This is a genomic window from Pseudomonas sp. DCB_BI (assembly GCF_026240995.1).
Lineage (GTDB): Bacteria > Pseudomonadota > Gammaproteobacteria > Pseudomonadales > Pseudomonadaceae > Aquipseudomonas.
In genome coordinates this window covers 89,172-115,090 of record NZ_JAPFCG010000018.1, presented here as the reverse complement: position 1 = coordinate 115,090, position 25,919 = coordinate 89,172, and the positions used below count along the sequence as shown (strand labels likewise).

General features: G+C 62.0%; 24 protein-coding genes. 13 read left to right on the top strand and 11 right to left on the bottom strand.

Annotated features, from left to right (window positions below):
- Nucleotides 1-101 precede the first annotated feature (101 nt).
- Nucleotides 102-1,391 (bottom strand): MFS transporter, encoded by a 1,290-nt coding sequence (locus OO258_RS19805; RefSeq protein ID WP_266032136.1) that lies wholly within the window; start codon nucleotides 1,389-1,391, stop codon nucleotides 102-104.
- A gap of 361 nt (nucleotides 1,392-1,752) precedes the next feature.
- Here OO258_RS19805 and OO258_RS19800 point away from each other — a divergent pair, with 361 nt between their 5' ends.
- A complete protein-coding gene (locus OO258_RS19800) occupies nucleotides 1,753-2,151 on the top strand; it encodes an acyl-CoA thioesterase (protein ID WP_003253317.1) in 399 nt (132 codons plus the stop codon).
- A 72-nt stretch (nucleotides 2,152-2,223) separates the two neighbouring features.
- Nucleotides 2,224-3,120 carry a D-hexose-6-phosphate mutarotase gene (locus tag OO258_RS19795; protein ID WP_266032135.1) on the top strand — a complete coding sequence of 299 codons (897 nt, stop codon included), beginning with the start codon at nucleotides 2,224-2,226 and terminating at the stop codon, nucleotides 3,118-3,120.
- Between the two features lie 57 nt (nucleotides 3,121-3,177).
- Here OO258_RS19795 and OO258_RS19790 read toward each other — a convergent pair whose 3' ends face one another.
- The 5 genes from OO258_RS19790 to OO258_RS19770 all read right to left on the bottom strand — a co-directional run bounded on the left by OO258_RS19790 (nucleotide 3,178) and on the right by OO258_RS19770 (nucleotide 6,790).
- Entirely contained in the window at nucleotides 3,178-3,711 is a 534-nt protein-coding gene (locus tag OO258_RS19790) for a DUF3299 domain-containing protein (RefSeq protein ID WP_266032134.1), read from the bottom strand.
- Nucleotides 3,712-3,759: 48 nt separating this feature from the next.
- Nucleotides 3,760-4,005: a GlsB/YeaQ/YmgE family stress response membrane protein gene (locus OO258_RS19785; protein ID WP_010955824.1), complete on the bottom strand. Its 246-nt coding sequence runs from the start codon at nucleotides 4,003-4,005 to the stop codon at nucleotides 3,760-3,762.
- A gap of 96 nt (nucleotides 4,006-4,101) precedes the next feature.
- The gene (locus OO258_RS19780; RefSeq protein WP_266032133.1) at nucleotides 4,102-5,184 is read right to left on the bottom strand and encodes a 5-(carboxyamino)imidazole ribonucleotide synthase; all 1,083 of its coding nucleotides are present in this window, start codon (nucleotides 5,182-5,184) and stop codon (nucleotides 4,102-4,104) included.
- A gap of 10 nt (nucleotides 5,185-5,194) precedes the next feature.
- A complete protein-coding gene (gene purE / locus OO258_RS19775) occupies nucleotides 5,195-5,686 on the bottom strand; it encodes a 5-(carboxyamino)imidazole ribonucleotide mutase (protein WP_003253304.1) in 492 nt (163 codons plus the stop codon).
- 171 nt (nucleotides 5,687-5,857) lie between these two features.
- Complete coding sequence (locus tag OO258_RS19770) at nucleotides 5,858-6,790, bottom strand: LysR substrate-binding domain-containing protein (RefSeq protein ID WP_266032132.1); 933 nt, start codon at nucleotides 6,788-6,790, stop codon at nucleotides 5,858-5,860.
- Nucleotides 6,791-6,972: 182 nt separating this feature from the next.
- Here OO258_RS19770 and aspA point away from each other — a divergent pair, with 182 nt between their 5' ends.
- From aspA to OO258_RS19750, 4 genes are all read left to right on the top strand, one after another.
- Nucleotides 6,973-8,397 (top strand): aspartate ammonia-lyase, encoded by a 1,425-nt coding sequence (aspA, locus tag OO258_RS19765; RefSeq protein ID WP_110743606.1) that lies wholly within the window; start codon nucleotides 6,973-6,975, stop codon nucleotides 8,395-8,397.
- 178 nt (nucleotides 8,398-8,575) lie between these two features.
- Complete coding sequence (locus OO258_RS19760) at nucleotides 8,576-9,568, top strand: AraC family transcriptional regulator (RefSeq protein WP_266032131.1); 993 nt, start codon at nucleotides 8,576-8,578, stop codon at nucleotides 9,566-9,568.
- Nucleotides 9,569-9,730: 162 nt separating this feature from the next.
- Nucleotides 9,731-10,774, top strand: coding sequence for a histone deacetylase family protein (locus tag OO258_RS19755; protein ID WP_266032130.1), 1,044 nt, complete (start codon nucleotides 9,731-9,733; stop codon nucleotides 10,772-10,774).
- Nucleotides 10,774-11,877, top strand: coding sequence for a polyamine ABC transporter substrate-binding protein (locus tag OO258_RS19750; RefSeq protein ID WP_266032129.1), 1,104 nt, complete (start codon nucleotides 10,774-10,776; stop codon nucleotides 11,875-11,877). The genes OO258_RS19755 and OO258_RS19750 overlap by 1 nt, the downstream gene beginning before the upstream one ends.
- Before the next feature lie 74 nt (nucleotides 11,878-11,951).
- Here OO258_RS19750 and OO258_RS19745 read toward each other — a convergent pair whose 3' ends face one another.
- Nucleotides 11,952-13,490, bottom strand: coding sequence for a PLP-dependent aminotransferase family protein (locus OO258_RS19745; protein ID WP_266032128.1), 1,539 nt, complete (start codon nucleotides 13,488-13,490; stop codon nucleotides 11,952-11,954).
- 90 nt (nucleotides 13,491-13,580) lie between these two features.
- Here OO258_RS19745 and OO258_RS19740 point away from each other — a divergent pair, with 90 nt between their 5' ends.
- The 3 genes from OO258_RS19740 to OO258_RS19730 are packed head-to-tail and all read left to right on the top strand — an operon-like array spanning nucleotide 13,581 to nucleotide 15,348.
- Complete coding sequence (locus tag OO258_RS19740) at nucleotides 13,581-14,210, top strand: FMN-binding negative transcriptional regulator (protein WP_266032127.1); 630 nt, start codon at nucleotides 13,581-13,583, stop codon at nucleotides 14,208-14,210.
- A 12-nt stretch (nucleotides 14,211-14,222) separates the two neighbouring features.
- Nucleotides 14,223-14,669 carry a GNAT family N-acetyltransferase gene (locus OO258_RS19735; protein WP_266032126.1) on the top strand — a complete coding sequence of 149 codons (447 nt, stop codon included), beginning with the start codon at nucleotides 14,223-14,225 and terminating at the stop codon, nucleotides 14,667-14,669.
- A 7-nt stretch (nucleotides 14,670-14,676) separates the two neighbouring features.
- The gene (locus tag OO258_RS19730) at nucleotides 14,677-15,348 is read left to right on the top strand and encodes a GNAT family N-acetyltransferase (protein WP_266032125.1); all 672 of its coding nucleotides are present in this window, start codon (nucleotides 14,677-14,679) and stop codon (nucleotides 15,346-15,348) included.
- Between the two features lie 58 nt (nucleotides 15,349-15,406).
- Here the strand turns inward: OO258_RS19730 and oadA are convergent, their stop codons facing one another.
- Both oadA and OO258_RS19720 read right to left on the bottom strand, forming a co-directional pair.
- Complete coding sequence (oadA, locus tag OO258_RS19725; protein ID WP_110743457.1) at nucleotides 15,407-17,215, bottom strand: sodium-extruding oxaloacetate decarboxylase subunit alpha; 1,809 nt, start codon at nucleotides 17,213-17,215, stop codon at nucleotides 15,407-15,409.
- Between the two features lie 11 nt (nucleotides 17,216-17,226).
- A complete protein-coding gene (locus OO258_RS19720; protein WP_016489867.1) occupies nucleotides 17,227-18,642 on the bottom strand; it encodes an acetyl-CoA carboxylase biotin carboxylase subunit in 1,416 nt (471 codons plus the stop codon).
- A gap of 205 nt (nucleotides 18,643-18,847) precedes the next feature.
- Here OO258_RS19720 and OO258_RS19715 point away from each other — a divergent pair, with 205 nt between their 5' ends.
- Entirely contained in the window at nucleotides 18,848-19,795 is a 948-nt protein-coding gene (locus OO258_RS19715; RefSeq protein WP_266032158.1) for a LysR family transcriptional regulator, read from the top strand.
- On the opposite strand, the gene OO258_RS19710 is transcribed toward OO258_RS19715, so the two are convergent.
- Nucleotides 19,737-19,955 carry a PA3496 family putative envelope integrity protein gene (locus tag OO258_RS19710; RefSeq protein ID WP_110743460.1) on the bottom strand — a complete coding sequence of 73 codons (219 nt, stop codon included), beginning with the start codon at nucleotides 19,953-19,955 and terminating at the stop codon, nucleotides 19,737-19,739. The two genes, OO258_RS19715 and OO258_RS19710, sit on opposite strands and share 59 nt — an antisense overlap.
- 132 nt (nucleotides 19,956-20,087) lie before the next feature.
- On the bottom strand, nucleotides 20,088-20,954 hold the full coding sequence (gene hexR, locus OO258_RS19705) for a transcriptional regulator HexR (RefSeq protein WP_003253273.1): 867 nt from the start codon (nucleotides 20,952-20,954) through the stop codon (nucleotides 20,088-20,090).
- A gap of 103 nt (nucleotides 20,955-21,057) precedes the next feature.
- Here hexR and zwf point away from each other — a divergent pair, with 103 nt between their 5' ends.
- The 3 genes from zwf (at nucleotide 21,058) to OO258_RS19690 (ending at nucleotide 25,806) form a co-directional block, all read left to right on the top strand.
- Nucleotides 21,058-22,500 carry a glucose-6-phosphate dehydrogenase gene (gene zwf / locus OO258_RS19700; protein ID WP_266032124.1) on the top strand — a complete coding sequence of 481 codons (1,443 nt, stop codon included), beginning with the start codon at nucleotides 21,058-21,060 and terminating at the stop codon, nucleotides 22,498-22,500.
- 118 nt (nucleotides 22,501-22,618) lie between these two features.
- Nucleotides 22,619-24,805 (top strand): DNA helicase II, encoded by a 2,187-nt coding sequence (gene uvrD, locus OO258_RS19695; protein WP_266032123.1) that lies wholly within the window; start codon nucleotides 22,619-22,621, stop codon nucleotides 24,803-24,805.
- Between the two features lie 146 nt (nucleotides 24,806-24,951).
- A complete protein-coding gene (locus OO258_RS19690) occupies nucleotides 24,952-25,806 on the top strand; it encodes a Tim44 domain-containing protein (protein ID WP_110743463.1) in 855 nt (284 codons plus the stop codon).
- The last annotated feature ends 113 nt before the right edge of the window (nucleotides 25,807-25,919 follow it).

Below are 25,919 nucleotides of genomic sequence, written 5' to 3'. Positions count from 1 at the left end.
ATACAATATGACCTGATTGTGACAAATGGATGAAAGGCCATCACTGAAGGCAGGTCTGCCCTCTTCGCGGCTTTAGCCGCGAAGAGTAGCCGTAACGCAGATCAGCGCTTGTTGGCGAGCAGGTACAGGCCCACGGCCAGACCAACGGCACACAGGCCTGCCACGTAGTAGGCAGGCGCCATCGGGCTTACTTTCAGCAGCGCGGTCACCACCATCGGCGTCAAACCACCGAAGATTGCGTAGGCCACGTTGTACGAGAACGAGAGCCCGCTGAAGCGTACCGCCGCGGGGAATGCCTTGACCATTACATAAGGCACCGCGCCGATCACGCCGACGCACAGGCCGGTCAGCGCGTACAGCGGGAACAGCAGCTCGGGCCGGGTCGGCAGGCTGTGGTAGAAGGTCCAGGAGCTGGCCAGCAACAACAGGCTGCCGATCACGAACACTCGGCCCGCACCAAAGCGGTCGGCCAGGCTGCCGGCACCAATACAACCGAAGCTGAGCAACACGATGGCCAGGCTGTTGGCCTTGAGCGAGTCGGTCGCGCTGATGTGGTAGAAGCTCTGCAGCAGCGCCGGGGTCATCAGGATGACCACCACGATGCCGGCTGAAAGCAGCCAGGTCAGCAACATCGACAGGATGATCGGGCCACGGTGGTCGCGCAGCACAGCGCGCAGCGGCAGCTCCTCGGCCAGTGCCTTGCGTTGCTGCATTTCGGCGAACACCGGGGTTTCGTGCAGCCAACGGCGCAGGTACACCGAGAACAGGCCGAACACACCGCCAAGCAGGAACGGAATACGCCAGGCGTAGTCAGCCACTTCTTCCGCGCTGTACACGCTGTTGATCAGGGTCGCTACCAGCGAGCCCAGCAGGATGCCGGCAGTCAGGCCAGCGGTCAGAGTGCCGCAGGCATAGCCGGTGTTGCGAGCCGGCACGTGCTCGGAGACGAACACCCATGCACCCGGTACTTCACCGCCGATTGCCGCGCCCTGGATGACGCGCATCAACAACAGCAGGATCGGTGCCCACATGCCGATCTGCGCATACGTCGGCAGCAACCCCATGATCAGGGTCGGCAGGGCCATCATGAATATGCTCAAGGTGAACATCTTCTTGCGACCAAGCAAATCACCGAAGTGGGCCATGATGATGCCCCCCAGCGGCCGCGCCAGGTAACCGGCGGCGAAGATCCCGAACGTTTGCATCAGCCGCAGCCACTCCGGCATGTCGGCCGGGAAGAACAACTTGCCCACCACCGTGGCAAAGAACACGAAGATGATGAAGTCGTAGAACTCCAGCGCGCCGCCCAGGGCGGACAGTGAGAGGGTCTTGTAGTCGCTGCGGGTCAGCGGCCGCGAGGGCTGCTCGATACTGCTCGGCACGGAAGTCATCGCTCGTTGTTCTCTTTGTAGGGCATGCAGGCCGCTTGGCGCGCGGCTTCTGAATTGGTAGACAGGCGAAGATAGCAAATTGCCGAGCCGCGCTGAAAGCGATACAAAATCCCTCCAGATATTCATGAATGTGCGGTCGTCGCTGGCCGTTATGCTCTATATACTGGGGATTCGTAGGAAAAAGGTTGCTGCTAGTGTGGGATGTTGTGCGAAAACGTCGGTCTTGATGTCAGACGGTTTCGCAGAGTTTCCCTACGGCCGCCCAGTGAAACGAAATCGGCGTAGTATGTTTCAAGCTGAATCGTTTACCCGGCCTTTGCGCCACACCAACGAAAGCGTCACGGGTCAGAGGCCCCATCGCATGATTGAGCTCGAACAAGAAGATCCTATCCCGCAAGGCGACCTGGCCTTGCAGATTACCGCGCTGCCGCGCGAGACCAACGGCTTTGGCGACATCTTCGGCGGCTGGCTGGTTGCCCAGATGGACCTGGCCGGCACTGCCATGGCCAGCCGCGTCGCCGGCGGCCGCGTGGCGACCGTGGCCATCGACCGCATGGCCTTTCTGGTACCGGTTGCGGTAGGCGCGCAGCTGTCGTTCTATACCCAGACGCTGGAAATCGGCCGCAGCTCGATCCAGATGATGGTCGAGGTGTGGAGCGACGACCCACTGTCCAGCGAATGGCGCAAGGTCACCGAAGCGGTATTCGTCTTCGTCGCCATCGACGGCAGTGGCCGCACCCGCTCCGTGCCTCGTCGCTGAGCCACGCCGGCGGTAAACTCATTGGATGAGCCAGGGTCCAAGGCCTTCTGGCAATACAATGAGACGAATGCAATGGCTACCTTCCAGGTCGTAACCGAGCAACATGGCGAACTGAACTGCTGGCGTATCAGCAGCGACCGCGCCGAACTCCTGATCGCCCAGCAGGGCGCGCAGATCCTCAGCTACCAGCGGGTCGGCGAGCCGCCGCTGCTGTGGCTGAGTGACCAGGCGATCTTCCGCGAGGGCAAGTCGGTCCGTGCCGGTGTGCCGGTGTGCTGGCCGTGGTTCGGCAACCTGCAGCGCAACCCCCAGGCCGTTCAGGCTATGTACCACGGCGAACAGGCGCCTGCTCACGGGCTGGCGCGCTCACGTGACTGGCAGCTGCTGGGTATCGAGGAAGCGGGCGAAAACCTTCGCATCGAATTCAACCTCCCAGAAGCCCAAAGCCACCTGCCCGGCTGGCCGCACAATGTGGAGCTCACGCTGGTAGTGGAGCTGGGCGAAGCGTTGGCGCTGAAACTCACAAGCCGCAACATGGGCGATAGCCCGGTGACCATCAGCCAGGCCCTGCACAGCTACTTTGCCGTCAGCGATGTGCGCCAGACGCGTATCGAAGGGGTCGAGGGGCTGGACTACATCGAGACTTTGGCCGACTGGGAGCAGCGCCAGCAACAGGGGGCACTCGAGTTCGCCGGGGAGACGGACCGGATCTACCTCGACACCCCGCAAACGCTGAGCATTGTCGACCCGCATTGGAGCCGCCGTATTACCTTGACCAGCAGTGGCTCGCGCTCGGCGGTGATCTGGAACCCTTGGACCGATCGGGCCAGGGCATTGGCGGACATGGCTGATGATGGCTGGCAGCGGATGCTGTGCATCGAGACGGCGAATGTGTGGAATGACCTGGTGGACTTGAAGCCTGGGGCGAGTCATTCGCTGGGCGTCCAGATCGGTTGTGAAAATATCTGAGCCCTGCACTTTGCCGGCCTCTTCGCGAGCAAGCCCGCGAAGAGGCCGGGCCAATTATCAGAGGTCTGCGTCTTCCACCACCCTCACTTTCCCCGCATCGAGTGCATAGGCCGCGTCGGCCAGGTCATTGCTTACTTTTTCCACCTTCAGCTTGCCGCTGACCCATAGCGGGGTGTAGATGTCATCGATCTTCAGGCCTTTCGGGTAGCGCACCAGTACCAATTGGTTGGGCGGCGGTGGCGGCACATGGATGCACGCACCCGGATACGGCACCAGGAAGAACAATGTGCTGTTGCCCTTGGCGTCACTCTCCAGCGGCACAGGGTAGCCACCCAGACGGATGTCCTTGCCATTCATGGCCGGAACGGTCTTGGTCGAGTACATCACCGCGGGCAGGCCCTTGCTCTGCTTGAGCCCACCCTTGGCGGTGAAGGTGCCCATGGTTTCCGGCGAGTTGTGATCGATTTCGGGCATTTGCTCGAGCGCCTTCTGGTCCGACTTCGGCATCAACTCCAGCCAGTCGGTTTCGGGCAGTTCGGCATGGGCCAGGGTACTGGCCAACAGCAGGGGGATAAGAAAAAAGGCACGCATGGCAATGCTCGGCAACTCGGGTGAATTGCCGGGCATTCTAACCAGTATTCAGCGTTTCTTGATGAATCCGTAGATCACCAGAAGGACAACGGCACCGACCAGCGCGCCAAAGAAGCCCGCCGCCTGCCCGGCCTGGTAAATGCCCAAGGCCTGGCCGCCATAGGTGGCCAACAGGGAGCCGGCGATACCCAGCAGGATGGTCATGATCCAGCCCATGCTGTCGTCGCCCGGCTTGATGAAACGGGCCAGCAGGCCGACGATGAGGCCGATGAAAATGGTTCCAATGATGCCCATGGCAATCCCTCTGCAGTGAATATGAAACAAGCCGAAGCCTAGACAGCACTTCGGCTTGTTGCCATTTCAGAGGGCATGGCGCATGTAGAAGTTCGATCAGTTGCTGATCAGGGCCTCTACTTCGGCAATCTTGCGCTCGAGGGTGGCCATGTCACGGCAGCGCAGGGTGGCGTGGCCAACCTTGCGGCCGACCTTGAAGGCCTTGCCGTAGTGGTGCAGGTGGCAGTCATCGATGGCGACAACCTGCTCCACCGCCGGCACTTCGCCGATGAAGTTCAGCATCGCGCTCTCGCCCACCTTGGCAGTCGAGCCCAGCGGCAAGCCGGCAACGGCGCGCAGGTGGTTCTCGAACTGGCTGCACTCGGCGCCTTCGATGGTCCAGTGCCCGGAGTTATGTACACGCGGGGCGATCTCGTTGGCCTTCAGGCCGCCGTCGACTTCGAAGAACTCGAAAGCCATCACGCCCACATAATCCAGCTTCTGCAGCACACGGCCGACGTAGTCTTCGGCCAGGGCCTGCAGCGGGTGTGCCTGGCTGGCCACCGACAGGCGCAGGATGCCGCTCTCGTGGGTGTTGTGCACCAGCGGGTAGAAGCGGGTTTCGCCATCACGGGCACGCACGGCCACCAGCGATACTTCGCCAGTGAACGGCACGAAGCCTTCCAGCAGGCACGGGACGCTGCCCAGTTCGGCGAAGGTGCCTACCACGTCTTCTGGCGTGCGCAGCACCTTCTGGCCCTTGCCGTCATAGCCCAGGGTGCGGGTTTTCAGCACGGCCGGCAGGCCGATGCTGGCCACCGCAGCGTCCAGGTCTGCCTGGGAGAGGATGTCCGCAAAGGCTGGGGTGGGGATACCCAGGTCGCGGAACATGCTCTTTTCGAACAGGCGGTCGCGGGCAATGCGCAACGCTTCGGCGCTGGGGTACACCGGCACGAACTGCGAGAGGAAGGCCACGGTCTCGGCCGGGACGCTTTCGAACTCGAAGGTGACCAGGTCGACCTCGTCGGCCAACTGGCGCAGGTGGTCCTGATCGCCATAGTCGGCACGCAGGTGCTCGCCCAGGGGCGCCGCGCAGGCGTCCGGTGCCGGGTCGAGGAAGGCGAAGTTCATGCCCAGCGGAGTACCCGCCAGGGCCAGCATGCGGCCCAGCTGGCCGCCACCGATTACACCGATCTTCATGGGTTGAGCCTCAAGCCTGGCGCGGGTCTGGATTATCCAGCACGGTGTCGGTCTGTTCCGTGCGGAACTGCTTCAGTGCCGCGTGGTACTGCGGATACTTGGCGCCAAGGATGCTGGCCGACAGCAGCGCTGCGTTGACCGCGCCGGCACGACCGATGGCCAGGGTGGCAACTGGCACACCGGCGGGCATCTGCACGATCGACAACAGCGAATCGACGCCCGACAGCATCGACGACTGCACCGGCACACCCAGCACCGGCAGGTGGGTCTTGGCGGCGCACATGCCTGGCAGGTGGGCTGCGCCACCGGCACCGGCGATGATCACCTCAATGCCACGGCCCTCGGCCTCCTCGGCATACTGGAACAGCAGATCCGGGGTGCGGTGGGCAGAAACCACCTTCACTTCGTAGGGAATGCCGAGTTTTTCCAGCATATCGGCGGTGTGGCTAAGGGTGGACCAATCGGACTTGGAGCCCATGATCACGCCAACCAGTGCACTCATCGTCGAGCCTCTTCGCTTGTGCGCCCTTGGGCGCGTCAAAAAACAACAAGCCACGCGGGACGACCGGCGTGGCTTGTTTGCTGATCAGAACCGGACACATCCGGTCGAAAGGCCGCGCAGTATACCGTAAGGTGGTGCGTTTAAGGCACCCCGGCGACCAACTGTCGCCCCTTATTTTTCGGGGCTTTGACTGACTTTTGGGTCAACCGCTGCGGCACCCTCGAGCTTGCGCCACAACAGCCTGACGTTGGCCTTGCGCACCAGCGCGCAGCGGTACAGGCGGATTTCCAGCGGCACGTGCCACTGGCTGCCGCCACAGATCGCCAGTTCGCCCCGCTCAAGTTCGCCCCGCATAGACAGGCGCGGCACCCAGGCGATACCCATGCCTTCCAGCGCCATGCTCTTGAGACTGTCGGCCATGGCGGTTTCATAAACGGTGGTATAGCGCAGGTTGCGCTGGCGCAGCAGCAAGTTGACCGAACGGCCGAGGAAGGCGCCAGCGGAATAGGCCAGCAGCGGCACGCTGCCCTCACCTTCCAGGTCGAACAATGGCTTGCAGTCATCATCCACGGCGCACACCGGCAGCATCTCGGTGTTGCCCATGTGCAGCGAGGGGAAGATCTCGGCGTCCATCTGCAAGGCTGCATCCGGGTCGTAGAACGCCAGCATCAGGTCGCAGCCCCCTTCGCGTAATGCATGCACGGCATCTCCTACGTTGGTCGCAACCAGGCGGGTGGCGATGTTCAGCCCGTCGTGGCGCAACTGAGCCACCCATCGCGGGAAAAAGCCCGATGCCAGGGAGTGTGCCGCGGCGACCTGCACCACTTCGCCTTGGCCACCTTCAAGGTGATGCAAATGACGCAGAATTTCGCCCAACTGGTCGACAACGGTACGTGCTGTGACCAGAAACAGCTGCCCGGCCTCGGTCAGTTCGATCGGCGTGCGGGAACGATTCACCAGTTGCAGGCCCAAGGCCGCTTCAAGGCTGCGAATACGCCGGCTGAAGGCCGGTTGGGTGACGAAACGCCGCTCTGCCGCCTGGGAAAAACTGCGGGTAGCGGCCAGCGCGCTGAAGTCTTCCAGCCATTTGCTTTCGAGGTTCACAAAGCACATCTCCCGGCGTGCACCAAAATGGAACACGCTCGAATGTCAATTGGCGTCACATGAAACACTATGCCGTTTGTGCATAGGTTAGCGTGCAACAGCATTGGCCGCAAAATCACCTTCAGGCCTAGGATTGGCGCCATTCCGGCATGTGCCGGGTCAAAATCGAGATGATATACATCATGTCCTCCGCTGCATCGTTCCGCGTCGAAAAAGATTTGTTGGGCACCCTTGAAGTTCCTGCTGATGCTTACTACGGCATCCAGACACTGCGCGCTGCCAACAACTTCCACCTCTCCGGTGTTCCGCTGTCGCACTACCCGAAACTGGTAGTCGGCCTGGCGATGGTCAAGCAGGCCGCTGCTGACGCCAACCGAGAGCTGGGGCACCTGAGCGATGCCAAGCATGCTGCCATCAGCGCTGCTTGCGGTCGACTGATCAAAGGCGACTATCACGAGCAGTTCGTGGTCGACATGATCCAGGGTGGTGCAGGTACTTCCACCAACATGAACGCCAACGAAGTCATTGCCAACATCGCGCTGGAGGCCATGGGCCACCAGAAGGGTGAGTACCAGTACCTGCACCCGAACAACGATGTGAACATGGCGCAGTCGACCAACGACGCCTACCCGACTGCTATCCGTCTGGGCCTGCTGCTGGGTCACGACGCCCTGCTGGCCAGCCTCGACAGCCTGATCCAGGCCTTCGCTGCCAAGGGTAAAGAGTTCGACCACGTACTGAAAATGGGCCGTACCCAGCTGCAGGACGCGGTGCCAATGACCCTGGGCCAGGAATTTCGTGCCTTCGCCACCACCATGACCGAAGACCTGCAGCGCCTGCGCTCGCTGGCTCCGGAACTGCTGACCGAAATCAACCTGGGCGGTACCGCCATCGGCACCGGCATCAACGCCGACCCTGGCTACCAAGCCCTGGCCGTACAGCGCCTGGCAATCATCAGCGGCCAGCCGCTGGTACCGGCTGCCGACCTGATCGAAGCCACCTCCGACATGGGCGCTTTCGTGCTGTTCTCGGGCATGCTCAAGCGTACTGCGGTCAAGCTGTCGAAGATCTGCAACGACCTGCGCCTGCTGTCCAGCGGCCCGCGTACCGGCATCAACGAGATCAACCTGCCAGCGCGTCAGCCAGGCAGCTCGATCATGCCAGGCAAGGTCAACCCGGTTATCCCGGAAGCCGTGAACCAAGTGGCCTTCGCCATCATGGGCAACGACCTGGCCCTGACCGTCGCCGCCGAAGGTGGCCAGCTGCAGCTGAACGTGATGGAGCCGCTGATCGCCTACAAGATCTTCGACTCGATCCGCCTGCTGCAACGCGCCATGGACATGCTGCGCGAACACTGCATCGTCGGCATCACTGCCAACGAACAGCGCTGCCGTGAACTGGTCGAGCACTCGATCGGCCTGGTCACCGCACTGAACCCGTACATCGGCTACGAAAACGCCACCCGTATCGCCCGCGTTGCCTTGGAAAGCGGCCGCGGTGTGCTGGAACTGGTACGCGAAGAGAAGCTGCTGGATGAAGAGATGCTTAACGACATCCTGCGTCCCGAAAACATGATCGCTCCACGTCTGGTTCCGCTGAAGGCGTAACCCGGCTGCTGCACACTGTCTCACCAGGTTAAGGGACTAGACACCTCTCAACCTTTCAAGGCCCGAGCCAATGCTTCGGGCCTTTTTTTTGCCTGATGGATTGTCGGCCCGGTTAGCGACCGGAATTACGGCACACTACTTGCTCCGTAATGCATCCCAAGCAAAGGGATTACCCAGCATGCTGCACAGCCACCTGACCACCCTCAACGCGGTTTCGCTGATCCTCAACGTCTTCCAGGCAGACGGTTGCGAGGCTTCGGCGCTGTTGGCCGGCAGCGGCATCGGCCCGGCAGACCTGGGGCTTGCCGATGCGCGCATCACTACCCAGCAGGAACTGCAGGTGTGCGCCAATGCCGTGGCCCGGCGCGAGGACATCGGCCTGGAACTGGGCCAACGTATGCATGTGTCGTGCTACGGCATGCTCGGTTACGCCTTGCTCTCCAGTGCCACTTTGGGTGACGCCCTGAGCCTGGCGTTGCAGTATCCGGCACTGCTGGGAACAGTCTTCAAGCTGCGCTTGCGCGACGATGGGCAGCGCGTGTGGTTCAGCGCCAGCGATTATCACGACAGCCCGGCGCTGAGCGCTTTCAACGCCGAATTCTGCCTGGTGTCGTTGAAGGTTATCTGCGACGACCTGCTCGGCCGCCCACTACCACTGCTGGGGGCCCGCTTCGAACACCCTCGCCCGGGTTACCATATGCGCTATGCCGGTGCTTTCCAGTGCCCCGTAAGTTTCGCTGCCGAGGACAACGCCTTCGCTTTCGAAAGGCGCTGGCTAGAGACGCCGTTGCCGCTGGCCGACCCGATCACCCACAAGGCCATGAGCGAACGCTGCCGACGCCTGAACCTGGAGTTCACCGGCCGGCAGGCCTGGCTGGGGAAAATTCGCCAACTACTGGCGCAACAACTGGACGCGGCCCCGGGGCTGGAAGGGCTGGCGCGGCAGATGAACTGCTCGTCGCGCACCCTGCGCCGGCATTTGCAGGCGCAGGGCTGCAGTTATCAACAGTTGCTGGATGAACTGAGGTTCGAGCGGGCCAAGCAGTTGCTGGCAGACGAGCAGATGCCGATCTACCGGATTGCCGAGACCTTGGGGTTCAGTGAAACAGCCAGTTTTCGGCATGCCTTCCAGCGCTGGAGCGGCGTGGCGCCCAGCCATTTTCGCGGTTGACCTGTTGCGCTCCCTTCGCGTGCGAGCCCGCGAAGGGGCCGGCACAAACAATGCGGCCAAACAGCTTGGCCATATCGATCCCCTTTTGGCCGTTTGCGTCGTTCTCCGTTACTGACCCGCCCATGACAATGGACCCACGCCAGTACCCACCGGAGAACAACAATGCTGACGATCTATTCCGATGACCACCGCCTGCACCATGGCCGCTGCGAGCTGATCGACGGCAAGCTGATGCCCTGCTTCGAAATGCCTTCGCGCGCTGACCATGTGCTCGATCAGGTGAAAAAGCGCAACCTGGGTGACATCCAGGGCCCCACCGACTTCGGCCGTGCGCCGCTTCTGCGTATCCACAGTGCCGACTACCTGGACTTCTTCGAAGGCGCCTGGGCGCGCTGGGCCGCCATGGGCCAGGAAGGCGACCTGCTGCCGTTCACCTGGCCTGCACGTACCCTACGCCAGGTAAAACCCACGGGCCTGCACGGCGAACTGGGCTACTACAGCTTCGATGCCGGCGCGCCGATTACCGCCGGTACCTGGCAGGCCGCCTACAGCGCCGCCCAGGTCGCCCTTACCGCTCAGGCAGCCATCCAGCAAGGCGCGCATTCCGCCTTTGCCCTGTGCCGCCCACCAGGGCATCACGCGGCTGGCGAAGTAATGGGTGGCTACTGCTACCTGAACAACGCCGCCATCGCCGCCCAGGCCTTCCTTGACCAGGGCCGGCGCAAGGTCGCCATCCTCGATGTCGACTACCACCATGGCAACGGCACCCAGGACATCTTCTACAGCCGCGACGACGTGTTTTTCGCCTCGATCCACGGCGACCCGCAGGACGAGTTCCCGTTCTTCCTCGGCTATGCCGATGAAACCGGTGAGGGTGCCGGCGAGGGCTGCAACATCAACTACCCCCTACCGGCCGGCAGCGACTGGGCAGCCTGGAGCGCCGCCCTGGAAGATGCCTGCCAGCGCATCGCCCGCTATGACGCCGACGTGCTGGTGATATCGCTGGGCGTGGACACCTTCAAGGACGACCCGATCTCGCAGTTCAAGCTGGACAGCCCTGACTATCTGGAAATGGGCAAGCGCATCGGCCAGCTCGGCAAGCCCACCCTGTTCGTGATGGAAGGCGGCTACGCTGTGGAAGAAATCGGTATCAACGCAGTCAATGTGCTGGAAGGCTTCCAGCGCGCCCAGCCAGGAGCCCGATAATGGTCCGACTCAAGCGCCTGCTCGCCCCGTTCATCGCTGCCACCCTGCTCACCGGAGCCCTGCAGGCCCAAGCCGAGCAGCGCACCCTGCGTGTGTATAACTGGTTCGATTACATCACCCCGCAGACCTTGACCGACTTCCAGAAGGACAGCGGCGTCAAGCTGGTATACGACATCTTCGATACCAACGAGGCCTTGGAGGCCAAGCTGCTAACCGGCAATTCCGGCTATGACGTGGTGGTACCGTCCAACGTGTTCCTCGCCAAGCAGATCGAAGCCGGGGTATTCCAGCCGCTGGACCGCAGCAAGTTGCCGAACTGGCAGCACCTGGACCCGTCGCTGATGAAGTTGATAGAAGCCAACGACCCAGGCAACAAGTTTGCTGTCCCGTACATGTACGGCACCGTGCTGATCGGCTTCAACCCGGCCAAGGTCAAGGCTGCGCTGGGCGACAACGCACCGGTAGACAGCTGGGACCTGATTTTCAAGGAAGAGAACATCGCCAAGCTCAAGCAGTGCGGTGTGGCCCTGCTCGACTCGCCGTCCGAGATTCTGCCGCTGGCCCTGCAGTATCTCGGCCTGCCACCGAACAGCGATAAACCGGCCGACTACAAGAAGGCCGAGGAGCTGATGCTGAAGATTCGTCCGCACATCACGTACTTCCACTCCTCGAAGTACATGGCTGACATGGCCAACGGCGATATCTGCGTGGCGGTGGGCTACAGCGGCAGCTTCTCGCAGGCCGCCAACCGCGCCAAGGAGGCAAAAAACGGCGTGGTGGTGGACATGCGCCTGCCCAAGGAGGGTGCGCCAATCTGGTTTGACATGCTGGCGATCCCTAAAAACGCGGCCAACCCGGATGATGCCCACGCGTTCATCAACTATCTGCTGCGCCCAGAGGTGATTGCGCCGATCAGCGATTTTGTCGGCTACCCGAACCCGAACAAGGATGCCACCGACAAGGTGAACCCGGCGATTCGCAACAACCCCAACCTGTACCCAACGCCAGAGGCAATGGCCAAGTTGTATACGCTCAAGCCGTTGGCCAGGGATGCCGAGCGGGCCAGGACTCGGGCCTGGACGCGGATCAAATCCGGAACCTGAGTTTGCTTCTTCGCGGGTGAACCCACAGGGCGTGCGCCGACCTCAGATGCGGCGCAGATCCTGTGAGAGCGGGTTCACCCGCGAAACGGCCGCCAAACCTTGCGCAATTTAATCAAGGCCTCGGCAATCTCCCCTTCCGGCACCGCAGCAAACCCCAGCACCAGCCCCGCGCGCTTATCCACAGGCACCTCGCTGTCCGCCAACCAGAAATTGCTCAGCGGCGTCACCTCCACCCCTACGGCCTCGGACTTGGCCACCAGCGCCTGCTCCAGCGCAAAGTTATCCACATCCACTTTGACATGCAGACCCGCCGCCACCTCGGGCATGGCTCCCAAGCCCGGAACATCCACAGGCCAGCCGGCGCTGAGCACATTGCGCCGGCACAACGCCGCTTTACGCATACGCCGTATATGCCGCTGAAAATGCCCACGGGCCATGAACTCGGCCATCACGCACTGGCTGCTGACCTCCGAATGTCGCACCGCCAGCGCCCTGCCTTGGCTAAAGGCCTGCGCCAACTGCGGTGGCAGTACCAGGTAGCCCAGGCGCAGCGCCGGGAAGGCGATCTTGCCAAAGGTGCCGACGTACAGTACCCGACCATGCTGGTCTAGAGCCGCCAGCGGGGCGAGGGGCGCACCGCTGTAGCGGTACTCGCCATCGTAGTCATCCTCTATGACCCAGCCATCGTTGCGCTCAGCCCAGGCCAGCAACTCCAGACGACGTGCCAGGCTCATGGTCACTCCGGTCGGGTACTGGTGCGCAGGTGTGACATAGACCAGTCGGCAATCAGCCACTTGCCCCAGCCGATTGCAGTCCATTCCCTCTTCATCCACCGGCACACCGGACACCCTGGCACCGGCCAATGCAAAGGCGTGACCAGCCGCCCGATAGCCTGGGTTTTCCACAGCCACCGTGTCGCCAGGCTGCAACAGCAACTGTGCACAAAGGCTGATTGCCTGCTGCGCGCCACTGGTGATCACAATTTGTTCAGCCGTGCAGCTCAACCCTCTTGACCGTCGCAGGTAGGCGGCGACCAGCTCGCGCAATGCAGGCTCGCCTGCGGGGTCACCATAGCCCAAATGCGCAGGAGATGGATTGCGCCAGAAACCCGCCTGCAGCTTGGCCCAAACGTCAAATGGGAACAAATCGAACGCAGGTATGCCGACGCGAAATGCACGTGGCTCGCCACTTCTCGGCGGCGGCAAGTGGTTATTTTTCAGGCGCTGCAAAGGCTCGCTGATAGGACGCTTGCTGGATAAATCCTCAGTATCATCAGAGCAAAATGTGGATAAACCTGTTGATAACCCCCGGGATAACCCTGTGGATACTTGTGTGGATAATTTCGGCAGCCGACTGACGTATGTGCCATCGCCGACCCGGCTCTCGATGTAGCCCTCGGCATAGAGTTGATCGTAAGCACGCACTACGCTGTTGCGTGACAACGCCAGCATAGCGGCCAGATCACGACTGGCCGGCAACCGCGTGCCACTGCTCAGGCGCCCGTCCAGTACGCGTGCGCGCAGCGCCTGGTAGAGCTGCTGGCTCAGCCCGCGGCGACGATCCAAGGCGATCCCGGCGGGGTCGAAAGGCAGGATGAGGGGGCGTTCGCTCATGGCATTGGACCTATGAAAACAGCTAGGAATGGCTCTTACCCAGAGCCAATAGCCTGCCTAGGATGAAGCCATTCCACAAGGACCCCAGCCATGTACAACAGCAAGCCCCACCAGGAACACGACCTCGCTCGCCTGCATCAGCATATGCTCGACACCCGCCTGGCCGTGCTGGTCAGCCACGGCGAACAAGGCCTGCTGGCCACGCACCTTCCGGTTCTGGTGGATACCGCCGAAGGCGAATTCGGTACCGTCTATGCTCACCTGGCACGCGCCAATCGCCAATGGCAGGACCTGGCGCTGGGGGCTGAAGCGATGCTGGTGTTCCCTGGGGCCGATGCCTATGTCAGCCCCAGCTACTACCCGAGCAAGGCCGATAACCCCAAAGTCGTGCCGACCTGGAACTACCTGGCCGTGCACGCCTATGGCGCGGCTGAAGTGATCCACGACGCGGAGCCACTGCTGGCGATTGTCAGCCGCCTGACCGACCGGCATGAGCGCGGCCGCAGTGAACCGTGGAAAGTCACCGATGCCCCCGCCGACTACCTCGACGGCATGCTGCGCGCCATCGTCGGTATTCGCCTGCCGATCACCCGCCTGCAAGGCGCGCGCAAGCTCAGCCAGAACCGCTCCGAACAGGACATCATCGGCGTGCGCGAAGGCCTGAGCGCCAGCCCCGATCAAATGGACAACCAACTCGCCGCGCACATGCGCCAACTGTAAGGGAATAACCCCATGCCCAGCGTTACCCTGCGCCCCGTCACCGCTCAAGATCACGCCGCCTGGCATGCCCTGTGGCAAGCCTACCTGCACTTCTACGAAACCGAGCTCGCCGATGACGTCAGCCTCAGCACCTGGCAGCGCCTGCTCGATCCCAGCGAACCCACCCATTCGGCGCTAGCCTGGATCGATGGCAAGGCCGTGGGAATGGTCAACTTCATCTACCATCGCTCCAACTGGAGCATCGAGAATTCCTGCTACCTGCAGGACCTATTTGTGGATAGCACGCAGCGCGGACTGGGTATTGGCCGCCAGCTGATCGAGCACGTCTACACCACTGCCAAGGCCGACAACTGCATCAAGGTGCACTGGCTGACCCACGAAACCAACGCCACCGCCATCAGCCTGTACCAACAGGTTGCCGAGCGCTCGGGCTTCATTCAATTCCGCAAAGGCTTGTAGGTTGAACATGACAGATGCACTGAACTGGAAACCCGCCGCAACGCCCCAGGCCGAGCCGATAGAGGGCCGCTTCATTCGCCTGGAAAAGCTTGAGCCCGCACGCCATGGCGATGACCTCTGGGAGGCACTGCAAGGTCCGGGCTCAGACCCCGTGCTATGGGACTACCTACCCTATGGCCCATTCAGCGAACGTGCCGCTTTCGACCGCTGGCTGGAAGGTAACGCCGCAGGCCGCGACCCGCTGTACTACACCATCATCGACCGCCCCAGCGGCCAGGCCCAGGGAATTCTCAGCCTGATGTCGATCGTGCCCGACCACGGCCGCATCGAAATCGGCCACATCGCCTTCGGCGCTGCCATGCAACGCACGCCAAGGGGCACCGAGGCGGTGTACCTGCTGGGCAAACTGGGCTTCGAGCTGGGCAACCGCCGGCTGGAGTGGAAGTGCAACAACGCCAACGCCCGCTCCAAGCGCGCGGCGGAGCGCTTTGGTTTTGTGTTCGAAGGGGTGTTCCGCAAGCACCTGGTCGTGAAAGACCACAACCGCGATACGGCGTGGTATTCGATTACCGATGATGAGTGGCCGCAAGTGGCTGCTGGGTTTGAGCGGTGGTTGAGCGAAACGAATCAGCAACCGGGTGGGCAGGTTGAAACCCTTGAGGTGTGCCGCAAAGGCTGAAAAAAAGGGGAGCATCCGCTCCCCAGAGGTAAACCGCTTGTAGATGAAGGGGGCTGAATCAGCCCTCGATCTCGATCAGGATCTCACCCGGCGTCACACGGTCGCCCTTGGCCACATGGATGGCCACGACCTTGCCAGCGATGGCGGCCTGCACTTCGGTCTCCATCTTCATGGCTTCGGTGATCAGCACCGCTTGGCCGGCCTTGACCATGTCGCCTTCCTTGACCAGCACATCGACGATGTTGCCTGGCATGTTGGTGCTGACGTGGCCCGGCGCGCTCGCTTGCTTGCGCTTGCTGCCGCCACCGCCGACAAACTCGTTGAGCGGCTCGAACACCACTTCTTCGGGCATGCCGTCGATCGACAGGTAGAAGTGACGCTTGCCTTCGGCCTTCACACCCACGCCAGTAATGTCGACGCGGTAGGTTTCGCCATGCACGTCAATGACGAACTCGGTCGGTACGCCTTCCCCGCCAGGGGCCGCCACGGCACCGGCTTCCGGAATCGGCAGCAGGGCTTCAGGGGTCAGCGTGCCGGCTTCGCGCTCTTCAAGGAACTTGCGGCCGATGTCCGGGAACATGGCAAAGGTCAGCACGTCTTCTTCGCAACGCGCCAGGGCGCCGATGTCGCCACGCAGCTTGGCCATTTCCGGCTTCAGCAGGTCGGCTGGGCGCACGTCGATCACTTCCTCGCTGCCGATGGCCTGGCGGCGCAGTTGCTCGTTGACCACGCCCGGGGCCTTGCCGTAACCGCCTTGCAGGTACAGCTTCACCTCGTTGGTGATGGTCTTGTAGCGCTCGCCGGCCAGCACGTTGAAGAACGCCTGGGTACCAACGATCTGCGAAGTCGGGGTTACCAACGGCGGGAAACCAAGGTCTTCACGCACACGCGGGATCTCGGCCAGTACTTCGTTCATGCGGTTGAGCGCGCCCTGCTCCTTGAGCTGGTTGGCGAGGTTGGAAATCATGCCGCCCGGCACTTGGTTGACCTGAACACGCGTGTCCACGGCGGTGAACTCGCTCTCGAACTGGTGGTACTTCTTGCGCACGGCATAGAAGTACAGGCCGATTTCCTGCAGCAGTTCCAGGTCCAGGCCGGTGTCGAACTCGCTGCCTTTGAGCGCAGCAACCATCGACTCGGTACCCGGGTGGCTGGTGCCCCAGGCGAAGCTGGAGATGGCGGTGTCGATGTGGTCGGCGCCGTTTTCCACAGCCTTGAGCTGGCACATGGCAGCCAGGCCGGCGGTGTCGTGCGAGTGGATGAACACCGGCAGCGACTGCTCGGCCTTCAGCGCCCGGACGAGTTCGCCGGTAGCGAACGGCGTCAGCAGGCCGGCCATGTCCTTGATCGCGATCGAGTCACAACCCATGGCTTCCATCTGCTTGGCCTGGTTCACGAAGGCTTCGATGGTATGCACCGGGCTGACGGTGTAGGCGATGGTGCCCTGAGCGTGTTTGCCAGCAGCCTTGACCGCCTCGATGGCCACACGCAGGTTACGCACGTCGTTCATGGCGTCGAAAATGCGGAACACGTCAATGCCGTTGACCGCCGCCTTGGCAACGAAGGCCTTGACCACGTCGTCGCTGTAGTGGCGGTAGCCCAGCAGGTTCTGGCCGCGCAGCAGCATTTGCAGGCGGGTGTTGGGCAGCGCTGCACGCAGCTTGCGCAGTCGCTCCCACGGGTCTTCCTTGAGGAAGCGCACACAGGCGTCGAAAGTGGCGCCGCCCCACATTTCCAGCGACCAGTAGCCAACCTTGTCGAGCTTGTCGCAGATCGGCAGCATGTCTTCGGTACGCATGCGGGTAGCCAGCAGGGACTGGTGGGCGTCGCGCAGGATCGTGTCGGTTACGTGAATTTTCTTGGACATTATGGGGTTCCTCACAGGCCTGCGTGGGCGGCGATGGCGGCGGCGATGGCCAGGGCCAGCTCTTCGGGTTTGCGCTTGATCGAGTAGTTGGTCAGTTCCGGGTGGCTTTCAACGAAGCTGGTGTTGAACTGGCCGCTACGGAATTCCGGATTGCGCAGAATTTCCTGGTAGTACGCGGCGGTGGTCTTCACCCCTTGCACGCGCATGTCGTCCAGGGCCCGCAGGCCGCGGTCCATGGCTTCTTCCCAGGTCAACGCCCACACCACCAGTTTCAGGCACATGGAGTCGTAGAACGGTGGAATGGTGTAGCCGGTGTAGATCGCCGTATCGGTACGCACGCCCGGGCCACCGGGGGCGTAGTAACGGGTGATCTTGCCGAAGCTGGGCAGGAAGTTGTTTTTGGGGTCTTCCGCGTTGATACGGAACTGCAGCGCATAACCGCGGTGCTGGATATCTTCCTGCTTCACCGAAAGCGGCAGGCCAGACGCAATGCGGATCTGCTCACGGACAATGTCGATACCGGTAATTTCTTCGGTGATGGTGTGTTCCACCTGCACCCGGGTGTTCATTTCCATGAAGTACACCTCGCCATCGGCGAGCAGGAACTCCACGGTACCGGCGTTCTCGTAGTTCACCGCCTTGGCTGCACGCACCGCCAGGTCGCCGATGTAGGCGCGCTGCTCGGGGGTGAGCTGTGGGCTTGGGGCAATTTCGATGAGCTTCTGGTTACGGCGCTGGATCGAGCAGTCGCGCTCGAACAGGTGCACCACGTTGCCGAAGCTGTCACCGAGGATCTGCGCTTCGATGTGCTTGGGGTTGACGATGCACTTTTCCAGGAACACTTCGGCCGAACCAAAGGCCTTGGTCGCCTCGGAAATTACCCGTGGGAAGTTCTGTTCCAGTTCTTCACGGCTGTTGCAGCGACGAATGCCTCGGCCGCCACCACCGGAGGTAGCCTTGAGCATCACCGGGTAACCAATGCGCTCACCCTCACTCAGGGCTTCATGGATATCGGCCACGTTGCCTTCAGTGCCCGGGGTTACCGGCACACCAGCGGCGATCATGGTGCGGCGCGCTTCGGTCTTGTCGCCCATGCGGCGAATCACGTCGGCGGCCGGGCCGATGAACTTGATTCCGCGCTCGGCGCAGATCTCTGCCAGTTCGGCGTTTTCCGACAGGAAACCATAGCCCGGGTGCAGGGCATCGCAGCCTGTTTCCACAGCCAGGTTCACCAGCTTGCGCGGGTTCAGGTAACCGGCCAGTGGCTCGGCACCAATGCTGTGTGCTTCGTCGGCACGCTTGACATGCAAGGCGTGGCGGTCGGCGTCGGAATAGATCGCTACCGAGCGAATGCCCATCTCGGCGCAGGCACGCACGATCCGAACTGCGATTTCACCCCGGTTGGCGATCAGGATTTTTTTTATCACTGGAGTCTTCCCAAAGCCGTAGGAACAGTCGAGCCGGTTCTACCGGTCGGCGCGTGACCAGACGTTGCTGGCCAGTCGCACATTCACCCTAGCGCTGTAGGTCGATAAACAAAAATCAATATTTGTTAGGGGCTGTATTAGCAAAAGCTTATAGTTAGGTAACAAGGTATTGCCGAAGAGCCCCTATAAAATGCGTAAGTCCTTGATGCGTATGACTTTGCGTCAATTGCAGATCTTCAATGAGGTATGCGATTTGCGTTCTTATAGCCGGGCGGCCGAGGAGATGGCGCTGACGCAACCCGCCGTAAGTCTACAAATCCGCCAGCTTGAAGAGCTGATTGGCCAGCCGCTGTTCGAGTATGTGGGCAAAAAGCTGTACCTGACCGAAGCGGCCGAGGCCCTGCAGCGCGCCAGCCGTGACATCTTCGGGCGGCTGGAGAGCCTGGACATGCAGTTGTCGGACATGCAGGGCTCACTGCAGGGGCAGTTGAAGCTGGCGATCGAGTCCAGTGCCAAGTACTTCGTGCCACACCTGTTCGCCGCCTTCAAGCAGCGTCACCCGGAGGTCAACCTGACCCTCACGGTGGTCAACCGCGCTCAGGCCATCCGCCGCCTTTCCGACAACCGCGACGACCTGATCATCATGTCCATGGTGCCGCAGGACATGGGCCTGGAGTTTCTGCCGTTCCTCAACAACCCGATAATTGCCGTTGCTCCCCCCGAGCACCCGCTGTGCAAACTGGAAGAACTGCGCCTGCAGGATCTGGAGCCTCACACCCTGCTGGTGCGCGAGCAAGGCTCGGGCACGCGCAAGGCGTGTGAAGAGTACTTCAAGGACAAGCGCGTGCACTTCACCCAAACCCTCGAAGTGGCCTCGGCCGATGCCCAGCGCGAATGCGTGATCGCCGGGCTGGGCATCGCCCTGTTGACCCGCCATGCGGTGAACCTCGAGCTGGCTACGGGCGTACTGAAAGAGCTGCCCGTGGAGGAGCTGCCCCTGTACCGCAGTTGGTGCGTGGTTCAGGCCAAGGCCAAGCGGCAGTCACCGGTGGCCTTGGCCTTTCTGGCGTTCATCCGCGGCGAACGTGCGTTGATCAGCGCGCTGGTTGAGCGTTTTTCGGGGAAATTGCCGCCGACGCCTGCCACACCGTGAGTTCCTGCAGCTCGGGATAATCCGCCAAGTCGCGCAGCAGCTGCCGCTGGTCGCAATAGCTCTCGATCGCGCGGCGGTACTCCATGCGGCGCTGGTCCTTTTCCTGCTGCTTGCGAGCTTTGGCGTTGGGTTGGTACGTTCCGTCGAAGTCACGAGCCATTGCCTGTCTCCCAGATAGGATGCGGGAACTTCAGACTGGCCTTAGAGGTTTACGGTTTGGCTGAGGAATGGTGACAAAATCGTGAATCTTCACTGCCTGTGCCAACCATAAGGCCAGCACAGGCCATTCATCTCAATCGTCGGTAGCCTTGATCGACTTGGGCGACAAACGCAGGCTGCGCAAGCTGCGCTTCACACTCTTGAGGTGGTTGACCAGGCTCGGCCCGCGCGCCATGGCCACGCCCATGGCCAGCACGTCGATCACTACCAGGTGGGCGATCCGCGAGGTCAGCGGGGTATAGATTTCGGTGTCTTCATGCACGTCGATCGCCAGGTTGACGGTCGACAACTCGGCCAGAGGCGTCTGGCTGGGGCACAGGGTTATCAGGTTGGCACCGCTCTCACGCACCAGGTTGGCGGTGATCAGCAGGTCTTTGGAGCGGCCCGACTGGGAAATGCACACCGCCACATCGCCTGGTTTCAGGGTAACGGCCGACATTGCCTGCATGTGCGGGTCGGAATATGCCGCCGCGCTGAGCAGCAGGCGGAAGAACTTGTGCTGGGCATCGGCCGCCACCGCGCCGGAGGCACCAAACCCGTAGAACTCCACACGCTGCGCCTGGGCCATGGCACTCACCGCCTGTTGCAGCGCCTGCGGGTCGAGATGCTCGCGCACTTCCATCAGGGTGTGCAGGGTGGTGTCGAAAATCTTCAGGCTGTAGTCGGCGACCGAGTCGTCTTCATGGATGGCGAACTGGCCGAAACTGGCCCCGGCAGCCAGGCTTTGCGCCAGCTTCAGCTTCAGGTCCTGAAAGCCCGAGCAGCCGATGGCTCGGCAGAATCGCACGATGGTCGGCTCGCTGATACCCACGCTGTGCGCCAAGTCGGCCATTGAGCTGTGCATGACGGCAGCCGGGTCGAGCAGCACATGGTCGGCCACTTTCAATTCCGATTTGCGCAGCAGGTGGCGCGATTGGGCGATATGTTGCAACAGATTCACGGGCGGGACTCGGTTATGATCGGCTGGCCGGGTTGTAGCTTTCTTGTAGTTATACTACATGGACGCCAACCCGCCCAGTTAAACGAACGTGGAGAGTGGCGGTTTGACTATTCCTTGCGACATTCTGGTCTTCGGCGGCACCGGCGATCTGGCCCTGCACAAATTGCTTCCGGCGCTCTACCACCTGTTCCGCGAGGCCCGTCTGAACCCTGCCGTGCGGGTCATCGCGCTGGCCCGACGCAACTTGCCACGCAACGACTACCTGAAACTCGCCGAACGCCATTGCCGTGCACAGGTTGCCCGCAGCGACTTCGACGAAGAAGTCTGGCAGCGGTTTTCCGCGCGGCTCGACTATTTTCCCATGGATGCCTCGCAGAGCGCCGACTTTGGCCGCCTGGCACGCTACCTGGGCGAGCCAGGCGGGCTGACGCGCATCTTTTACCTGGCCACGGCACCCAACCTGTTCGTACCGATTGCCAACCACCTGCGCGTTGCCGGCCTGGCCGACAGCGAAGCGCGCATCGTGCTGGAAAAGCCCATCGGCCACTCGCTGGAATCGGCCACTGCCATCAACGAAGCGATTGGCGCGGTGTTCGAGGAAAACCAGGTGTTCCGCATCGACCACTACCTGGGCAAGGAAACCGTGCAGAACCTGATGGCGCTGCGCTTCGCCAACGCCCTGCTGGAGCCGGTGTGGCGCAACAGCCAGGTCGATCATGTGCAGATCAGCGTCTGCGAAACGCTGGGTGTAGAGAACCGCGGTGCCTACTACGACCGCGCCGGGGCAATCCGCGACATGCTGCAAAACCACCTTCTGCAGCTGCTGTGCCTGGTGGCCATGGAGCCACCGGCGCAGTTCGAGGCCGAGGCGGTACGCGACGAAAAGGTGAAGATCCTGCGCGCGCTCAAGCCGATCACCGGCCAGGACGTGCAGGACAAGACCGTGCGCGGCCAGTATGGGGCCGGGCGAATCGGCGGCCAGGAAGTGCCGGCCTACTACTTCGAAAAGGACGTCGACAACGACAGCGACACTGAAACCTTCGTCGCTATCGAGGCCCACATCGACAACTGGCGCTGGGCGGGCGTGCCGTTCTACTTGCGTACCGGAAAGCGCATGGCGCGGCGTTCGTCGCAGATCGTCATCCAGTTCAAACCGGTACCGCACGAGCTGTTCAGCGGGGGCCAAGTCAACCAGTTGCTGATTCAGCTGCAACCGGACGAACGCATCAGCCTGCGCATGATGACCAAGAGCCCGGGCAAAGGCATGCGCCTGGAGCCGGTGGACCTGGACTTGAACCTGGCTCAGGTATTCAGCCAGACTCGTCGCTGGGAAGCCTACGAGCGCCTGTTGCTGGATGTGCTGGAAGGCGATTCGACACTGTTCATGCGCCGCGACGAAGTGGAAGCAGCCTGGGCCTGGGTCGATTCCATGCTCAAGGGCTGGGAAGAGCACTTTCAGGCACCTCGTCCCTACGCTGCTGGCAGCAATGGCCCGGAGCAGGCCAATCAGTTGCTGGCACATACCGGCAGGGCATGGTTGCGCTGAGCACCCTGCACCCATCGTGAAAACCAGAACCGTCCTGGCCGATGGGTGGCAGCGCGAGAGGTGAACATTTATACAGTAGGCATTTGCCCCTGCCCTTGCCTCGCCCTAGAATGGCCCGATGCGCACAGACGACCTCTCCCTCCTGCTGAACTCCCTCAACGATGCCCAACGCCAGGCCGTAGCCGCCACGCTGGGGCGTCAACTGGTGCTTGCCGGCGCCGGTTCCGGTAAAACCCGCGTGCTGGTGCACCGCATCGCCTGGTTGATCCAGGTGGAGCAGGCCTCGCCGCACTCGATCCTGTCGGTGACCTTCACCAACAAGGCCGCAGCAGAAATGCGCCAGCGCATCGAGCAACTGCTGGGCATCAACCCGGCAGGCATGTGGGTCGGCACCTTCCACGGCCTCGCCCATCGCCTGCTTCGGGCTCACTGGCAGGAAGCGCGGCTGGTGCAGAACTTTCAGATCCTCGACAGCGACGACCAGCAGCGTCTGATCAAGCGGGTGATGCGCGAGCTGGGCCTGGACGAGCAGAAGTGGCCAGCACGCCAGGCCCAATGGTTCATCAACGGGCAGAAGGACGAGGGCCTGCGCCCGCAGCATATTCAGGCTGGCGGCGACCTGTTCCTGGCGACCATGCGCGAAGTCTATACCGCCTACGAGCAGGCCTGCGAACGTGCCGGTGTCATCGATTTCTCCGAACTGCTGCTCCGCGCCCTGGACCTGTGGCGCGACCACCCCGGCCTGCTGGAGCACTACCAGCGGCGCTTCCAACATGTGCTTGTAGACGAGTTCCAGGACACCAACGCCGTTCAGTACGCCTGGCTACGCTTGCTGGCGCGTGGTGGTGCCAGCCTGATGGCGGTGGGCGATGATGATCAGTCGATCTACGGCTGGCGTGGCGCCAAGATCGAGAACATTCACCAATACACCGCCGATTTCCCCGACGCCGAAATGATCCGCCTGGAGCAGAACTACCGCTCCACCGGCGGCATCCTCAAGGCGGCCAACGCACTGATCGCCAACAACAGCGGCCGCCTGGGCAAGGAGCTGTGGACCGACATGGGCGAAGGCGAACCGCTGACCCTGTACGCGGCCTACAACGAGCATGACGAAGCGCGCTACGTGGTCGAAACCATTGAAAGCCTGGTCAAGCAGGGGAATACGCGTAACGAAATCGCCATTCTGTACCGCTCCAACGCCCAGTCGCGGGTGCTGGAAGAAGCCTTGCTGCGCGAACGCATTCCCTACCGGATCTATGGCGGCCAGCGTTTCTTCGAACGCGCCGAAATCAAGAACGCCATGGCATACCTGCGGTTGATCGAGGGGCGTGGCAACGATGCCGCCCTGGAACGGGTAATCAATGTGCCGCCGCGCGGCATTGGCGAAAAAACCGTCGAGGCCATCCGCGAGCACGCCCGCCACAGCCAGCTCTCCATGTGGGAAGCCATGTGCCAGCTGCTGGCCGCCAAGGCCCTGAAAGGCCGCGCCGCCAGTGCCCTGGGCGCCTTCGTCGAGCTGATCGAGGGGCTGGCGACCAAGGTGGTGGACATGCCGCTGCATACCATGACCCAGACCACTATCGAGCAGTCCGGACTGATCACCTATCACCAGGAAGAAAAGGGTGAAAAAGGCCAGGCACGGGTAGAAAACCTTGAGGAACTGGTCAGCGCAGCGCGCAACTTCGAATCCACAGAAGAAGACGCCGACCTCTCGCCGCTTTCCGCCTTCCTTGGCCACGCCTCGCTGGAAGCCGGCGATACCCAAGCCGACGAGCATGAAGACAGTATCCAGCTGATGACCCTGCACAGCGCCAAGGGTCTGGAGTTCCCGTATGTGTTCCTGGTGGGTATGGAAGAAGGCCTGTTCCCGCACAAGATGAGCCTGGAAGAACCTGGCCGCCTGGAAGAGGAACGCCGCCTGGCCTATGTGGGCATCACCCGAGCCATGCGCCAACTGGTGATGACCTACGCCGAAACACGTCGCCTGTACGGCAGTGAGACCTACAACAAGGTGTCGCGTTTCGTACGCGAGATTCCGGCGGGTCTGGTTCAGGAAGTGCGCCTGTCCAACAGCGTCAGCCGCCCGTTCGGCGGCGCGAAAACGGCCTCCAACAGCAACTTGTTCGCCAACGCCAGCATTCCACAGACCGCCTTCAACCTCGGCCAGCGGGTGCAGCATGCGGTGTTTGGCGAGGGTGTAATCCTCAACTTCGAGGGCTCCGGCGCGCAGGCACGGGTGCAGGTGAATTTTGCCGAAGGCAGCAAGTGGCTGATGCTGGGGTACGCCAAGCTCGAGGCCCTCTGAACCTGCCACTGGCTGCACCTACAAGAGCCTGGACTGCCAGGTTTGCAACTTCAGGCAAAAGCTCGAAACATTATGTTGCTGGTCATGCGGCCACGAACCTGTGCAACATGATGCGCGTGCAATCCACAATAGGGGATATCCCACTTATGCAACGTTTTCTTAGCATCGCTCTGGCGCTCTGCGTCGGCCTGACGCTGAGCCTGGACGCCAACGCCAAGCGTTTCGGCGGCGGCAAGAGCTCGGGCTCCGCGCCTATCCACCAGACCCGCCAGGCCACGCCAACCACGCCTGCCGCCGCGCCGACCGCTCCTGGTCGTGCAGCTCCGGCGGCCAGCGGTGCTTCGCGCTGGTTGGGCCCACTCGCCGGCCTGGCCGCGGGTGGCCTGCTGGCGTCCATGTTCATGGGCGACGGTTTCGAAGGCTTCCAGATCATGGACTTCCTGATCATTGCGCTCATCGCCTTCCTGGTGTTCCGCTTCATCGCCGCACGCCGTCGCCAGCAGCAGCCGCAAATGGCCATGCCGGGCCACGCACCCATGCAGCGTGAAGCTCACGGTCAGCCTGCCCAGCCGTCGATCTTCGGTGGTTCGGCTGCGCCTGCCGCCGCCGCTGCCCCGGTGATCAACGCCCCAGCCTGGTTCAATGAGCAGAGCTTCCTGGCTGCCGCCCGTAACCACTTCCAGTCGCTGCAGCAGCACTGGGATGCCAATGAAATGGACAAGATCGCCGAGTTCGTCACCCCGCAAATGCTTGAGTTCCTCAAGCGCGAGCGTGCCGAACTGGGTGACGGCTTCCAGTCCACCTACATCGATAACCTCGAAGTGCAGCTGGACGGCGTCGACGATCGCGCCGACCGCACTGACGCTACCCTGACCTTCCGTGGCGTGTCGAAGAACTCGCGCTTCGACCAAGGCGAAGTGTTCAGCGAAAGCTGGCACATGGTTCGCGCCCCGGGCGAGAACCAGCCGTGGCTGGTTGCCGGTATCCGTCAAAACGGCTAACCGCTGAGTGCTGCACCAAAAACCCCGGACCTGCTCCGGGGTTTTTGCTTTTGCCAGAGTGGCCTACTAGGGTATAACGCGCAGCGTTGTCATCTAGGTCAGAGGAAGTGAAC

What these genes read in the sequence shown, in the direction of transcription:
- OO258_RS19805 (WP_266032136.1), bottom strand. Translation starts at nt 1,391, where the DNA reads ATGACTTCCGTGCCGAGCAGTATCGAGCAGCCCTCGCGGCCGCTGACC.
- OO258_RS19800 (WP_003253317.1), top strand. Translation starts at nt 1,753, where the DNA reads ATGATTGAGCTCGAACAAGAAGATCCTATCCCGCAAGGCGACCTGGCC.
- OO258_RS19795 (WP_266032135.1), top strand. Translation starts at nt 2,224, where the DNA reads ATGGCTACCTTCCAGGTCGTAACCGAGCAACATGGCGAACTGAACTGC.
- OO258_RS19790 (WP_266032134.1), bottom strand. Translation starts at nt 3,711, where the DNA reads ATGCGTGCCTTTTTTCTTATCCCCCTGCTGTTGGCCAGTACCCTGGCC.
- OO258_RS19785 (WP_010955824.1), bottom strand. Translation starts at nt 4,005, where the DNA reads ATGGGCATCATTGGAACCATTTTCATCGGCCTCATCGTCGGCCTGCTG.
- OO258_RS19780 (WP_266032133.1), bottom strand. Translation starts at nt 5,184, where the DNA reads ATGAAGATCGGTGTAATCGGTGGCGGCCAGCTGGGCCGCATGCTGGCC.
- purE (WP_003253304.1), bottom strand. Translation starts at nt 5,686, where the DNA reads ATGAGTGCACTGGTTGGCGTGATCATGGGCTCCAAGTCCGATTGGTCC.
- aspA (WP_110743606.1), top strand. Translation starts at nt 6,973, where the DNA reads ATGTCCTCCGCTGCATCGTTCCGCGTCGAAAAAGATTTGTTGGGCACC.
- OO258_RS19760 (WP_266032131.1), top strand. Translation starts at nt 8,576, where the DNA reads ATGCTGCACAGCCACCTGACCACCCTCAACGCGGTTTCGCTGATCCTC.
- OO258_RS19755 (WP_266032130.1), top strand. Translation starts at nt 9,731, where the DNA reads ATGCTGACGATCTATTCCGATGACCACCGCCTGCACCATGGCCGCTGC.
- OO258_RS19750 (WP_266032129.1), top strand. Translation starts at nt 10,774, where the DNA reads ATGGTCCGACTCAAGCGCCTGCTCGCCCCGTTCATCGCTGCCACCCTG.
- OO258_RS19745 (WP_266032128.1), bottom strand. Translation starts at nt 13,490, where the DNA reads ATGAGCGAACGCCCCCTCATCCTGCCTTTCGACCCCGCCGGGATCGCC.
- OO258_RS19740 (WP_266032127.1), top strand. Translation starts at nt 13,581, where the DNA reads ATGTACAACAGCAAGCCCCACCAGGAACACGACCTCGCTCGCCTGCAT.
- OO258_RS19735 (WP_266032126.1), top strand. Translation starts at nt 14,223, where the DNA reads ATGCCCAGCGTTACCCTGCGCCCCGTCACCGCTCAAGATCACGCCGCC.
- OO258_RS19730 (WP_266032125.1), top strand. Translation starts at nt 14,677, where the DNA reads ATGACAGATGCACTGAACTGGAAACCCGCCGCAACGCCCCAGGCCGAG.
- oadA (WP_110743457.1), bottom strand. Translation starts at nt 17,215, where the DNA reads ATGTCCAAGAAAATTCACGTAACCGACACGATCCTGCGCGACGCCCAC.
- OO258_RS19715 (WP_266032158.1), top strand. Translation starts at nt 18,848, where the DNA reads ATGCGTATGACTTTGCGTCAATTGCAGATCTTCAATGAGGTATGCGAT.
- OO258_RS19710 (WP_110743460.1), bottom strand. Translation starts at nt 19,955, where the DNA reads ATGGCTCGTGACTTCGACGGAACGTACCAACCCAACGCCAAAGCTCGC.
- uvrD (WP_266032123.1), top strand. Translation starts at nt 22,619, where the DNA reads ATGCGCACAGACGACCTCTCCCTCCTGCTGAACTCCCTCAACGATGCC.
- OO258_RS19690 (WP_110743463.1), top strand. Translation starts at nt 24,952, where the DNA reads ATGCAACGTTTTCTTAGCATCGCTCTGGCGCTCTGCGTCGGCCTGACG.